General features: G+C 60.6%; 8 protein-coding genes and 2 pseudogenes. 2 read left to right on the top strand and 8 right to left on the bottom strand.

All coding sequences use genetic code 11. The features are described from left to right. Positions 1 to 107: 107 nt before the first annotated feature. From uvrB to OP10G_RS04250, 8 genes and pseudogenes are all read right to left on the bottom strand, one after another. A complete protein-coding gene (gene uvrB, locus OP10G_RS04285; protein WP_025227118.1) occupies positions 108 to 2,183 on the bottom strand; it encodes an excinuclease ABC subunit UvrB in 2,076 nt (691 codons plus the stop codon). A 371-nt stretch (positions 2,184 to 2,554) separates the two neighbouring features. Then, positions 2,555 to 3,655 carry a quinolinate synthase NadA gene (nadA, locus tag OP10G_RS04280; RefSeq protein WP_025227119.1) on the bottom strand — a complete coding sequence of 367 codons (1,101 nt, stop codon included), beginning with the start codon at positions 3,653 to 3,655 and terminating at the stop codon, positions 2,555 to 2,557. A 322-nt stretch (positions 3,656 to 3,977) separates the two neighbouring features. Further along, a pseudogene (locus tag OP10G_RS04275) lies at positions 3,978 to 4,634 on the bottom strand (short chain dehydrogenase); the annotation flags it as partial. A 104-nt stretch (positions 4,635 to 4,738) separates the two neighbouring features. Continuing rightward, on the bottom strand, positions 4,739 to 5,617 hold the full coding sequence (locus OP10G_RS04270) for an MBL fold metallo-hydrolase (protein WP_025227121.1): 879 nt from the start codon (positions 5,615 to 5,617) through the stop codon (positions 4,739 to 4,741). A gap of 77 nt (positions 5,618 to 5,694) precedes the next feature. Next, positions 5,695 to 7,920 (bottom strand): hypothetical protein, encoded by a 2,226-nt coding sequence (locus tag OP10G_RS04265; RefSeq protein ID WP_025227122.1) that lies wholly within the window; start codon positions 7,918 to 7,920, stop codon positions 5,695 to 5,697. A gap of 19 nt (positions 7,921 to 7,939) precedes the next feature. Next, positions 7,940 to 8,713 carry a hypothetical protein gene (locus OP10G_RS04260; RefSeq protein WP_025227123.1) on the bottom strand — a complete coding sequence of 258 codons (774 nt, stop codon included), beginning with the start codon at positions 8,711 to 8,713 and terminating at the stop codon, positions 7,940 to 7,942. A gap of 54 nt (positions 8,714 to 8,767) precedes the next feature. Further along, positions 8,768 to 9,385, bottom strand: a complete 618-nt coding sequence (locus OP10G_RS04255; protein WP_025227124.1) for a hypothetical protein — start codon at positions 9,383 to 9,385, stop codon at positions 8,768 to 8,770. After that, positions 9,382 to 10,488, bottom strand: a pseudogene (locus OP10G_RS04250) (excinuclease ABC subunit UvrA); the annotation flags it as partial. The pseudogene OP10G_RS04250 and the gene OP10G_RS04255, both read right to left, overlap by 4 nt. Positions 10,489 to 11,190: 702 nt before the next feature. Between OP10G_RS04250 and msrA the strand changes: the two are divergent. Both msrA and OP10G_RS04235 read left to right on the top strand, forming a co-directional pair. Next, a complete protein-coding gene (msrA, locus tag OP10G_RS04240) occupies positions 11,191 to 11,892 on the top strand; it encodes a peptide-methionine (S)-S-oxide reductase MsrA (RefSeq protein ID WP_227625058.1) in 702 nt (233 codons plus the stop codon). Positions 11,893 to 12,047: 155 nt separating this feature from the next. Next, a complete protein-coding gene (locus OP10G_RS04235; protein ID WP_025227128.1) occupies positions 12,048 to 13,136 on the top strand; it encodes a glycoside hydrolase family 5 protein in 1,089 nt (362 codons plus the stop codon). The last annotated feature ends 82 nt before the right edge of the window (positions 13,137 to 13,218 follow it).

The following is a 13,218-nucleotide window of genomic DNA, read 5'->3' as shown; positions in this document are numbered from 1 at the left end:
TCCCTCCTTCGGATGTATGTGCCGAACGAGGGAGAGGGGGTTGGGGGTGAGGGAGATTCTGCTGTACCTTTGGTACAGCAGATCATGGGCGAGCCGCCCGTGCCACGTTACCGCTTGCCGGCGAAGCGTTTGACTCGCCGTTTGTCTTGGCCCAACCGCCCTGAGCTGGTGCCCATTAGGGCGCGGAGCGATTCGATTTCGTCTCGGACTTGGGCGGCTTTTTCGAACTCCATCGCCTTCGCCAGATCCTTCATATCCCGCTCCAGGTTGGAGATCAAGATCGGCAGCTCGTCGAGCCGGATGGCGCCGCCGTCGGCGCCGAGCTTGGCTCGGGTTTCCGCGCTGTATTGGTCGACGACTTCCTTTACCGATTCGTAAGAGCGAACCGTCTCCCGGACCATCTTGTTAACCGTCTGCGGCAGGGTCCCGTGCTCCTCGTTGTATCGACGCTGCGTTTCACGACGCCGGTCGGTCTCGTCGATCGCCCGCTGCATCGAGCCGGTGATGTTGTCGGCGTACATGATGACCCGCCCTCCGGCGTTCCGGGCGGCGCGGCCGATGGTTTGAATTAGGGAAGTTTCAGAGCGGAGGAACCCTTCCTTATCGGCGTCGAGGATCGCCACCAGCGTGACCTCGGGGAGGTCGAGACCTTCCCGCAGGAGGTTGACGCCGACGATCACGTCGTAGACGCCGAGCCGCAGGTCGCGCAGGATTTCGGGGCGCTCGAGCGAGTGGACGTTGGAGTGGATGTACTGAACCTTCACGTTAAGGTCCTGCAAGTAGCCGGTCAGGTCCTCCGACATCTTCTTCGTCAAGGTCGTGACCAGCGTCCGCTCGCCGCGCTCCACCCGCTTCTGAATCTCGCCGATCAGATCGTCGATCTGCCCTTTGGTGGGACGGATGTCGATTTCCGGGTCGACGACGTAGGTGGGTCGAATGATCTGCTCGACAATCTGGCTCTGCGTCTCCTGCTCGAACGGACCGGGCGTCGCCGACACATAGACCACTTGCGGCACCCGCTCCAGGAACTCCTCGAACTTAAGTGGACGGTTGTCGAGAGCGCTGGGCAGCCGGAATCCGTAATCGACGAGAATCGACTTGCGCGCCTTGTCCCCATTGAACATCGCCCGCACCTGCGGGAGGGTCTGGTGGCTTTCGTCGACGAAGATGATGGCGTCGCTCGGCAAGAAGTCAAGCAAGGTGTAAGGCGGGGTGCCGGGGGCCCGTCCGTCAAAGTACCGGCTGTAGTTCTCGATGCCGTTGCAGTAGCCGACCTCCTTCATCATCTCGACGTCGAAGTCGACTCGCTGGCGGAGGCGTTGCGCTTCCAGTAACTTTCCTTGCGCGACGAACAGCTCGCACTGCGCCTCCTTCTCCGCGTTGATCATCTCCAGCACGTCCTCCATCCGCTCCCAAGGGGTGACGTAGTGGGTAGCGGGGAAGACGGAGACCTTGGTCGGCTCGTCGATTACTTCGCCGGTGAGCGGGTCGAAGAGGCGGATGCGCTCCACGGTGTCACCGAAGAACTCCACTCGGGTGACGATCTCCTCGTCTTTCGGCTGAATCTCTAGCGTGTCGCCGCGGACCCGGAACGTTCCGCGGTCGAGGGCGACTTCATTCCGCGAGAACTGCATCGCGACCAGCTTCTTCAGCGCCTCGTCCAAGTCGAACGTGCCGTTAGTCTCAAAGGTGATGACCGCTTCCGCATACTCGCTCGGCGAGCCGAGGCCGTAGATGCACGAGACGGAGGCGACGACGATGACGTCGCGCCGCTCGAGCAAAGCATGGGTGGCCGCATGGCGCAGCCGCTCGATCTCGTCGTTGACGCTCGAGTCTTTCTCGATGTACAGGTCGGCGCCCGGGACGTACGCTTCGGGCTGGTAGTAGTCGTAATACGAGATGAAGTACTGAACCGAGTTCTCCGGGAAGAACGCCCGGAATTCTTGGCAAAGCTGGGCCGCGAGCGTCTTGTTATGCGCCAGGATCAGCGCCGGGCGCTGCGTCTCGTTGATAACGCTCGCCATCGTGTAGGTCTTTCCAGTCCCAGTGGCGCCGAGGAGGGTTTGGAATCGGTAACCGGATTCGAGCCCCTCGACCAGCCCCGCGATCGCCGTCGCCTGGTCCCCCTTCGGCGCAAAATCCTGCGCCAATCGCAGCGGCTCATTGAATTTGACGATCGACATCTCTCTAACCTACTACGTATTCTAGCGGCGCCGAATACATAGACAATTATATACTAGTGCCTCCGGTGGGGCTACGCGGGGATTCTGGCACCCCTTCAGGGTGCGGAGAGGAGGCGCCGCTAACCCCGGGGTCGCCGGAGCGACCACCGGGCTAATTTCAAAAGATCCCTCCGGGATCAGGTTCCGGGACGCAGATCTTCGACCTCTTGCATCAGTCCCCCACGATATCCCTACTGCGAAGCGAGGGCCGAACAGTTCTCATCGATCCCGGAGGGATCGTCGGAAGTTAGCCCGGTGGTCGAAGACCCCGGGGACCAGGTTCGGAGTTCCCTGGCACCCTGAAGGGGTGCCAGATCAGTTGGGGCTCCAGACTACGCACAGACCGTCAACATCCGGTCCAACGCCATCTTGGCGAAATACTTGACCTTCGGTGGCACGATCACCTCGTTGACGACGTTGCCGGCGACGAGATTCTCCAGGGTCCAGGCGAGGAAGCTGGGGTGGATCCGGTACATCGTCGAGCACGGGCAAACTTGGGGGTCCAGACAGAAGATCGTTTTGTCCGGGTTCTCGTTGGCCAGGCGGCTCACGAGGTTGATCTCGGTGCCGATCGCCCAAACCGAACCAGGCGGTGACGCTTCCACCTGCTTGATGATGTATTCGGTCGAGCCGTTCAGATCGGCGGCTTCGACCACTTCGAGCGGGCATTCCGGGTGAACCAATACGGTGACGCCGGGATGAGTCTGGCGGGCTTCTTCGATCTGCTCCACCGTGAACCGTTTGTGTACCGAGCAATGCCCCTTCCAAAGAATGAAGGTCGCTTCGCGGATTCGCTCGGGACTGTTTCCGCCGTACGGCTGGAACGGGTCCCAAACGATCATGTCCTTGTCCGGGTCGTACCCGAGCTTAACGCCGGTATTGCGTCCCAGGTGTTGGTCCGGGAAGAAGAGCACCTTCTCGCCCTGCTCCAACGCCCACTTCACCGCGGTCGGCGCGTTGGTCGAGGTGCAAACCGTGCCGCCCCTCTCACCGACGAATGCCTTGAGGTTGGCCGCGGAGTTGATGTACGTAACCGGGACGACCCGGGGGCCGTTCGCGCCCAAAACTTCCTCGATCTGCTTCCAGCAGTTGCGCACCTGGAACAGGCTCGCCATATCGGCCATCGAGCATCCGGCCGCCATATTCGGCAGGATGACGTGCTGGTGGTCGGGAGTCAGGATGTCCGCGCTTTCGGCCATGAAGTGCACGCCGCAGAAGACGATGAACTCGGCGTCAGGGCAGAGGTTCGCGTCTTTGGCCAGCTTGTAGCTGTCGCCGCGGTAGTCGGCGTGCTTGATGATCCCGTCGCGTTGATAGTGGTGGCCTAAAATGACCAGTCGGTTGCCCAGCGTCCGCTTGGCGGCTTCGATCCTTGCATCGGCCTCTTCTGGCGAGAGGTCGGCGTACTCCTTCGGGAGAGGTGCCTGGTACATATTTTCCTTGACGGGCCTCGTCGCGAGTGCCCTTGGCGGCGGTTACAGTCGGGGTTCTCCGACGGGGATGTTGTAACTGCCTCCGTCTCTATTCTACGCATTTCCTCCGGATGGTGTTCAATAGGATGGTTCGTACCGGTGCGAAAGCGTTTCCCTTTAACGCGAAGCGTTGTAGATGCAGGTTGGCTCGTACCTGCGCGAGTGAGTTTCGCGTATTGACCCAACATGCGGATCGATGGGGGCTGTCCGCAGGTACGAGCCAACCTGCGTCTACACGGCTTTGCCGTAGGGGAGGCTGGTCTACAAGTGGCGATGGCAGCCTTTACGCGAACTTTCGGGCGTCGAGGACTTCGCCGTCTTTGGATCGGTTTTCCACGCTTTCCACGTACGCTTTGGCCACCTCGGCGGCTGGCATTCCGCCCGACGCTTCCTTGCCCATCGCAACCAACGTCTCGCTAACCCACGGCGGACTGACCACATTTACGCGGATCTTTCGCGGTAGAAGTTCAAGAGCCGCCGCGCGGGCGAAACCCTCGAGGCCTGCGTTGACCAGGCTGATCGCCGCGCTGCCGTGCATCGGCTCGTTCGCGAGTACGCCGCTGGTGAGGGTGAAGGAGCCGCCGTCCTGGATGTACCTCTGCCCGAGACGGACGAGGTTGACCTGCCCCATCAGCTTGTTCGAGAGACTGGCGGTGAAGTCGTCGTCCGTCAGCGCCTCCAGCGGCTTGAATCGTGCCGATCCAGCGCAGCTCACGACCGCATCGAACGGAGCGACTTTCTCGTAAAGCGACCGAATGGAATCCGGATTGGTGAGATCGGCGTGGTAGTCACCCGCCGTCCTTGCGACGCGAACGACCGTATGCCTTTCCGACAACAGGTCGACCACCGCCGAACCGATAGTGCCGCTCGCTCCAATCACGATGATCTTCATGGCCAAATTATGATCGAGGGGCGCGGCATTGGCGCTAATGCTGTTCTTCGTTGTCTTCCCAAAGACAGAGGCTCAATTTTTCTATGGCTTAGTATCAGGGGCGGGCCGCCACTGATACCCACGGTCGAGCCGCCTGTGCCACTTCGAGTTGCTTAGAGCATCTCGGCGCGCCCGATTCGGGTGGATGCAAACTCTTTGATCCCGTCCGCCGCGTCGGCTTCGAAACCGTCGGGGTCGTGGGAGCAGATGAAGTGGATGGAATCACCGTGCGCCTTCTTCAACTCGCGCAGCCGCTCGACGTTTTGGATCCGCTTCTCGCGATCGTATTGGAGCATGTTCTCGAACGTACGCAATCCAACCGGAAGGTGCCGTCCCTCGGGGTCCAACTCGTTTAAGTCGAAAAGCGCGTCGCCGCTATGCAAGATCCAGCCGTCCCCTGCGCGAATCGCCACGCCGCAGTGGCCCCGGGTATGGCCGGCGAGCGGGACGAGAAGGATGTCGGAGGATCCGACGGTCATCGCCCGGACCGCTTCGAACTCCATCCACCGTTCGCCTTCCAATTCGTGGACTTCCCAATCCGGCTGGTGGGCAATCTGTTCCTGTGAGTAACGGATCATGTCGATCGGGTTCGCGCTGTTCAGGAAGTTGTGCAGCTCGTCGGTAAAGACGTGAACCTGGGCCTCCGGAAAATCGGCCAGACCGCCCGCATGGTCAAAATCTAGGTGGGTCAAAACGATGTGCCGGACGTCTCGCGGGTGAAGACCGAGCGCCCGGACTTGGGTAATCGCGGTTTCCTTCTGATCGAGCGCGAGGCCGAGAACGGTGTTCAGGATCGGTCCCGGAATCCGGTGCTTCGGCCGCATGATGTCCTGGGTCCCGAGCCCGGTGTCGATAAGAACCAGTCCGTCTGGCCCCTCGATCAACAGGCAGTGACACACGAGATGGCCACGACTGACGGGACTCCCATGTCCGTTGATCATCAACTCGCCCAGTGGACACATCGTCCCGCAGTTCAGGTGGTGGACCTTCATAGGTCGTTGGACGACAAGAGCTCGGCGTGCGGGCGTTAAGGCGTCGGACGTTAGGGCGTTTGGAGGCAGAACGATGCCTAGCGCCCTAAAATCACATACATCGCATTCTTTGGAAAGGTCAGCCTCACGATCTCTCCTTCGCGTTTAAGAGGGACGACGCCGATGGCGTTGCCATTCATGTCGAGGACGCTGGCCCTGGTAATCGACGGATTGTGAATTGCGATCTCCAGGTCGGCGTTCACAACCTGCCACGGCGCTTTGCCGAACGAAACCACCTCCAGACCCGGAGTCGATTTGCCACCGCCGAGATCGATCGTCGTCTCCTTTTCCTGCCAGCCAGTTGGCCGGCTACGGGTGCCGAACTGGAGGAGGATCTTGGACGATTCACGTAACGGCTTTCCATCCATCGATACCGCTGCCGCTGCCCCGTAGTCGTTTCGGGAGATAAAGGTGACGTCGGAGAGTTTGAACGCAGGGTGCTTGCCGAAAAAGGCGGCGACGCCCTGTGCGGAAGGGGTATCGATCGTGCAGAACCCCTTGTCGTTATTTAGCGCGAGCTCGCCGGTGTTGCTTCTAACGGTGCTTGTGCCGGCGTCGATGTACTTGGAATAGTCAACCCGCGATTTGGCGGGATCGTCTCCGAAAGCCACCTCTACCGGTCCGACGAGGAAGGCAAGTGGGTTCACCCCGGAGGTGACGGGCATACCGGGAACGACGTCCTTCGAGTCGCGATTGGGATCGAAGCCCGGCTCTTCGGAGATGATCGGCGTTCGCCGCTTCCAGATGTCGGCCGGCCGCCGCACCTCGTATACGGCGGGCGTCCCTCGCTTCACGTAACCGGAACGGAACATCAGCGCGGCGGCCGGGAAAGTGCCGAGCATGTCCGGATTGGCAAAAAGCCACTTCGTTTGGGAAGGCGTGTACCCATTCGCCGAGCCTGGCTGGGACCACTCGTCGTCTCCGGTTGCGAACCAGTAGTAAGCGTCGACGCCGGTTAGCGACTGGTACGCGGCAGTCATGAGGGGGCCTTCCGAGCTGTAGCCGGCCGGCATCACCCAACTGCTTTCAGTGACAACAATGGGTCGTCCGTGGGTCTGCTTCAGGTTAAACGGTCCCGGGCGTGGATCGAGTAGAAGCGAGGGGGAGGTGAACTTATCGCCGTTCACGATCGCCCACCCTTCATTAGGGCCCTTGTGGATGCCCGAGAAGTATTTGTTGACGGCGTCGACTTCGGTCGGCAGATATGAATAGCGCTCCGCGTCCTGAAGGCGGGTCGGATCGGCGGTACGCCAGTTTCCGGCGTTGACGAGCGCCTTGCATCCGAGCTCGTTGCGGATGAAGTCGGCGGTTTCCTTGTTGAACTGCCGCATCGTCTCCGTCAGAAACTCGATCTGATCCCCGAGCCGCTGGCTCTTGCCGGCCGAGAGTTGGTTTGGTACTTCCCAGAGGCCGTAAAAGTCGAACACGCCGGCCGCCGAGTCGTCTTCAGGCAGCTTTTCGCCTTGCCAAGCGGTTATAGTCTTCTGAACGGAGCCGTAGCGCTTCACGAGGAATTCGCCGAATCGGGCGCCGAGGGCATGCTTCTGAGGACCTTTGATATTTCCGAAGGTCCAGAAGAGGAGCGAGTCTTCGTTCTGAAGCTCTAAGAGAGCGACAGAAGGGTCTTTGGCAAGGGGGATTCCGGTGTACGGGTTCTTTTCGGAAAGCAAAGCGCGGAGCCAGGCCCGGTATCCGGTTTGAAGGGTACGGTCGAAGAAGAGCAGGCCGGCCGCGCTTTGGTCGGCGCCGCCGGGAATGCCCCAAGCCTTGGAGAATTTCATCGGGACCATCCAGTAGGGCGAGATCGTGGTGTAGATCCCTTCCTTCTTCATGGCCGCGACGGATCGCCATATCCAGTCCCTCTCCTCGACGTTGACGTCGGTGATCTTGGCGTCCGGATGCTTGCCGAGATCGGGCGAAAGTTGGGCGTGGAGCCGCGTCATGTTGACTCCGCGCTTGGCGAGAAAGCGGGCATGGCGGGCCAAGTCCGGTTCCGTTTGCCGGCCGAGCGGCCTCGGGTGGAACGGGACGTCCCTTCCAACGCCGCTGTTTACCGCCCAGAATCGCACCGGCTTACCGTTGCCAAGACGGAAGTCTCCCTTATCGTCTGCAGTGACGTATCCGGATTCTCCCGCTACCTTTTCGTTCAGGTACCGAAGGTCCAGCATGGCGTCGGACCGAAAATCGTCCGGCGGCGGAGCGAAAGCCCAGGTGTCGGGACCACCCCAAGTTTGGATGGCAAGCGCAACGAGAAGGGGCAGCATCGCCTCTAGGTTAACGCGTTTAATCGTTGGATAGCAAGGAGATTTTCGCCTCGGCTAGTTGGGGGAATTCTGTTTCAAACTGGGGTCTGGTTAGACCAGGCGCTGGATCGCTAGGGGAGGCGGGTGGGAAGCCCGGGGTCGATTCAACTAATCGGGCGTTCGCGATGGCGCGCTCGATCGGGCCAGCCGGGGTCCATATCCGGAAAGTTCGCAGTCGGCGAGTCCATAGGCCGGTGATGGAAGAGTGCCACTCTCGAACCGGATAGAAAAAGGAGACGGTCCCTTCTGGCGCTCTAACGTTGTTAGGCAAGATCCATTGGTCGATGTAGCCCGCTTTCTGTATGCGCGGCTTGAGTGCTCCGATCCCGTGACGCTCCGAACGATAGGCTAGGTCGTCCAGGATTTGGCTCGGGGTAGCGGACTGTCCGTTCGACGCCCATTCTATCGGGCCGACCATATAGGTCGCGCCCGCTCCGCAATTGGAGGCGAGGCCAACCAAGCCTCCTCCGACGAGCATGGAACAGGCGACGGCGGCAAAGGAGGCGCCGTTCGAGCGTAGCCGCAATGCCAGGTACGCCCCGGCGAGCAAAGGAACAGTGAGGAGCACCCAGAATTGCCGCAAATCTTGGCCGAACATCGGAATCGGGCCACAGAAGAGCACCGGTATCAATGCCACGGCCAACCCTTTCCAGCGGAACGGCCCGCCGAAGCGGTAGCCGGCCCAAACCGCAAGATGGACGACCGCGACGAGGGCGATCACCAACCACTTCGCCGGATCGTTGCCAAACTCCATCTTTTAAAGTAACGCTAAATTCTTCGTTCGCGGTTCAAGCGACGGATGAATCGCTCAGGAATTTGGCTCGGGTGCGTCGTCCGGTACGAGACGGAGGCGCTTGGCGGCTTCGGCCGGCGTTCCGCCGGGAGTCCAGATCCGGTACCGATGGATTTGGGACGAGGTGATTCCCGTAAGCGGGGAATACCAGGCGGTGGCCGGTTCAGAATAGGTGAGAGTAGCTTGTCCCGGAATTTCCTCTGGAGAGAGGAAGCCCCTGGGGATCGGATGATCGATCGCGGCGACGCTCTCCGAGATGCTGCGAAACTCTGCTTGCGAGACGCCATAGGTTGGCGTCGCGAGGCTGGTGACCACCAGATTTAGACAGTGGCCCGCGAAGAAGGCGATCGCCACGGCCCCAATTGCCATGCCGGGGGTACGGGCACACGCCGCCCAGGTAAGACCGGAGAGTAACGGCACGATGAAGATGAGCGGAGACGGATGAGCTGGCGGGCTGCTGGAGAATAAACCCGCGCCGCACATCAGCAAGCCGATGAGGGTGGTCAAGAGCCCGATGGCGAGATACCCAAGTCGAAAGGGGGACCCAAAGCGACGCACGCCGATCCAGGTGAAGTGGACGATCGCGACCATCGCGATCACGACCCATAAACCCGGGTCGAGGGGGCCGGTCATGTGGCCGCCGTTTGCCGGCGTTTACCGGCAGCCTTTCGCTTGGGTGCGCCATCCGACTTGGCGGTCCGCGCCCGGGGAGCGTTGAACTGCGCTTCTCGAGTGGTAGCCGTCCCCTCGTACGGGTGGTTCTTCCTTTGGAAGATCTCCTTCAAGTACCGGCCGGTGTGCGACCGTTCGTTTCGGGCGAGCTCTTCCGGGGTGCCAACGCCGACGACCGTTCCGCCTCCGTTTCCACCCTCGGGACCCATATCGATGAGGTAGTCGGCGGTCTTGATCACGTCCAGGTTATGCTCGATGACCAGCACAGAGTTCCCTTGATCGACTAGACGGTGAAGCACAGCAAGAAGTTTGCGCACGTCCTCGAAGTGGAGGCCGGTCGTCGGCTCATCAAGGATGTAAATGGTGCTGCCGGTGCTGCGCTTGCTGAGCTCGGCGGCGAGTTTGATTCGCTGAGCTTCGCCGCCGGAGAGCGTGGTGGCGGGTTGCCCCATGCGGATATAGCCGAGGCCGACCTCTTGTAGCGTTTCCAGCTTGCGGAAGATCTTGGGTATCGGGCGGAAGAACTCGACCGCGTCGTCGATGGTCATCTCCAGCACTTCGGAGATGTTCTTCCCCTTGTACTTGACCTCCATCGTCTCGCGGTTGTAGCGCTTTCCTTTACAGACCTCGCACGGGACGTAGACGTCCGGCAGGAAGACCATTTCGATCTTTAGAACGCCGTCACCTTTACACGCCTCGCAGCGCCCGCCTTTGACGTTGAAGCTGAACCGACCGACCTTATATCCGCGGATTTTGGCGTCCTGCGTCATCGAGAACAGCTCCCGAATCATGTCGAAGGTGCCGGTGTAGGTAGCGGGGTTCGATCGAGGGGTGCGGCCAATCGGGGATTGGTCGATGTCGATGACCTTATCGAAGTTTTCGAGCCCTTCGACGGAGTCGTGCGGCTCCCAGACGGTTCGGGTTCCGTAGACCTCGAACATGAGGCGGGGAAATAGGGTGTCTTGAACGAGCGTCGACTTTCCCGAGCCCGAAACCCCGGTAACGCACACGAAAAGCCCAAGCGGAATCGCGACATCCACCCCTTTGAGGTTATGCCCGCTCGCATTCTTTATGACGATCCAGCCATCCGCCATACCTGCACTGCAGTCTACGTCATTTGCATGGCATATGTCACGGTTTGCTCTATCGAAAGCGAAGGCTTTCGCGAGCGTGCCCGAGCGTTTCCCGACCCGAAGGGTCGCAGAGCTTAGCCAGGGTGGTCGAAGACCCCTGGGAAGGCGTTCCTCCGCCTGAGGACACCAGCACCCTCCCCCGACCCGAAGGGTCGCAGAGCTTAGCCAGGGTGTCGAAGACCCCTGGGAAGGAGCGACCATGGTTCCCGACCCCGGAGGGGGTCGCAGAAGAGAAGCGCATCAAGGTGGCAGAATCTCCGGGAGATGCCGGCCACTTACCTGAGCTTAAACGTACACCTCGTTTTCAGCATCGCGTCCGGTCGTTCCAAGAGGAATTCGCCGATCTCCTCCGCTTCGCAGGCGTTCCCTTCGAACCGGAGTTTCTCGACTAGAGCTCTGCGACCGCCTCCGGGGTCGATAACGTGGCCGCAGGGGGACCAGGGGTCTTCGACACCCTGGCTAAGTTCTGCGACCCTACGGGTCGGCGGAGGGTTTGTTCAGACAACAAAGGTCAACGAGCGATCTAGGTTGAGCAGGGCTGCCCCGCTAGCCTCCCTTCCTCGGCCTAGGATCGAAACCGATTCAATCAGCTGGGAACCATTCGACGTCATCCGGGATTACGAAACGTAGTAAATGGTGAACATGCTCATGTCAAAGGCGCTGGTGATAATTGGATTGGTGGCGGTGGTGGTGATGGCGTTCTCTTGGAACCCAATGAACGGGCTGCAGAAGGTCTCGGCTCCAAGAACGCCGAAGCCGGCGCCGGCCGGGTCGAAGACGCTGGTAGTCGCGGGCGGCTGCTTCTGGTGCGTCGAGAGCCAGATGGACCAGCTTCGGGGCGTCTATTTCGCGGAGAGCGGCTATGCCGGGGGACAGCATCCGGGCGTCGACTATGAGGAAGTGTGCAGCGGCCAGACCGGGCATGCAGAAGCGGTCCGAGTCGTATTCGATCCAAAGGTCATTTCAGAAGCCGACCTTCTCCGGATCTTCTTCACGATCCACAACCCGACCACGCTGAATCAGCAGGGGCCGGATCACGGGACGCAGTATCGCTCGGCCATCTTCTATTCGTCGCCCGAAGAGAAGGAGTTGGCGATAAAGATCCGTGACGAGATCGCCAAAGCGAAGCTTTGGAAGAATCCGATCGTGACCTCGATCGAGCCGCTCAAGAACTACACGCCGGCCGAGGAGTATCACCAGAACTACTTTGAGAAGTACGAGAAGGCGACCGACGCGCAAAGGATGACGATGAACGCCGGTTACTGCGCCGCCATCGTGGAGCCGCATGTGATCGAGTTTCGGCACAAATTCGCGGATCGGCTGAAGAAACAGTAGTCCCTGTCCCCAATCCAATCAAGTCCCGTTCTTGTCGATCCCTCCCGACGGCGCGTCGGGAGGGATCGCAGGGCGGCCAGGGACGGATCTAAGATTGCCCCCGCCGACGAATATCATTTCCTCCAGATGGTCGATATACAGATATATTAGAGGCCATGACGACAGCGTTGTTGGCCTCTCTTTTGCTCCACTCTACGGGCGTAGGCGTACCTGCCGGGCGGCTTGCCCACCTTGCCACGGGAGTGAACGTATGCCGTTGGTTCCGGTTCCCGGAGAAGTCCGACGACGCCCACTGGGCCGGCTACATCGGCGACGATGAGATGGTGATGATGCGGCGGATGGGGCTTCGGCATGTCCGCCTGTGCATCGCTCCGCAGCTCGTCATGACTCCGGTCACCGGCGCGCCCAAGGAGCATGAGTGGGGCTATATCGAGAAGGCAATCCAGCGGTTCCTCGATCACGGACTGGCCGTGGTGGTCGATATGCACAACGAGAACCGGCGCGACGAGGCCGATCCGGCGTGGGAGTCGCAATTCCAGAACTTCTGGGGAATCGCCGCCAAACGTCTTAGCCACTTCGATCCGAACCGGGTCTTTCTCGAAATCGTGAACGAGCCGGTTTTCGACCACAAGGAATCCGAGTGGAAAGTGCTCCTCCCCCGGCTCGCGAAGACGATCCGCGCCTCGGCCCCCCGCCACACGATCATCGCCAGCGGCGCGAATTGGGGCGGCATCTATGGACTGCAACAGTTGGAGCCGCTCGCGGACCGCAACGTCGTCTACTCGTTCCACACCTACGATCCTTTCCCGTTCACCCACCAGGCGGCAACCTGGGCGGGCGAAGCCGTCAAGCCACTCCGCGGAGTTCCGTATCCGTCGAGTCCTGAGGCGGTAGCGCCGCTTCTGCCGGGGCTCCCGGAAGAGTCGCGGAAGATGCTCGAGAACTATGGCAGGGAGCGATGGAACCGGGAAAAGATGACCGAGAATTTCCGCCAGGCGATCGACTGGGGACGCAAGAATAAGGCGCCGCTTTACTGCGGGGAGTTCGGGGTCTTCCCGGTGGCGGCCAAGCCGGAGCATCGCGCCAACTGGTTCCGCGACTTCGGCAGCGTGCTCAAGCAAAACCGCGTCGGTTGGGCTAGCTGGGGTTGGGACGAGGGATTCGGCTTTGACCGCCATCGGGTCGGCGGGAAGATCGTCGTAGACCCCGTGGTCGCAAAAGCGTTGGGAATGAACCTACCGTAGGCTGGAACCAATCCGGCCGCACGGTTTGTATCCATGTCCAGCTTAAATCATGTGCCGGGCAATCGTTGTTGCGCTCTGTTTA

Origin of the sequence: Fimbriimonas ginsengisoli Gsoil 348 (genome assembly GCF_000724625.1) — a bacterium.
GTDB lineage: Bacteria > Armatimonadota > Fimbriimonadia > Fimbriimonadales > Fimbriimonadaceae > Fimbriimonas > Fimbriimonas ginsengisoli.
This window is presented reverse-complemented; position numbering and strand designations above follow the sequence as displayed.

What these genes read in the sequence shown, in the direction of transcription:
- nadA (WP_025227119.1), bottom strand. Translation starts at nt 3,655, where the DNA reads ATGTACCAGGCACCTCTCCCGAAGGAGTACGCCGACCTCTCGCCAGAA.
- OP10G_RS04255 (WP_025227124.1), bottom strand. Translation starts at nt 9,385, where the DNA reads ATGACCGGCCCCCTCGACCCGGGTTTATGGGTCGTGATCGCGATGGTC.
- OP10G_RS04265 (WP_025227122.1), bottom strand. Translation starts at nt 7,920, where the DNA reads ATGCTGCCCCTTCTCGTTGCGCTTGCCATCCAAACTTGGGGTGGTCCC.
- uvrB (WP_025227118.1), bottom strand. Translation starts at nt 2,183, where the DNA reads ATGTCGATCGTCAAATTCAATGAGCCGCTGCGATTGGCGCAGGATTTT.
- OP10G_RS04270 (WP_025227121.1), bottom strand. Translation starts at nt 5,617, where the DNA reads ATGAAGGTCCACCACCTGAACTGCGGGACGATGTGTCCACTGGGCGAG.
- OP10G_RS04235 (WP_025227128.1), top strand. Translation starts at nt 12,048, where the DNA reads ATGACGACAGCGTTGTTGGCCTCTCTTTTGCTCCACTCTACGGGCGTA.
- msrA (WP_227625058.1), top strand. Translation starts at nt 11,191, where the DNA reads ATGGTGAACATGCTCATGTCAAAGGCGCTGGTGATAATTGGATTGGTG.
- OP10G_RS04260 (WP_025227123.1), bottom strand. Translation starts at nt 8,713, where the DNA reads ATGGAGTTTGGCAACGATCCGGCGAAGTGGTTGGTGATCGCCCTCGTC.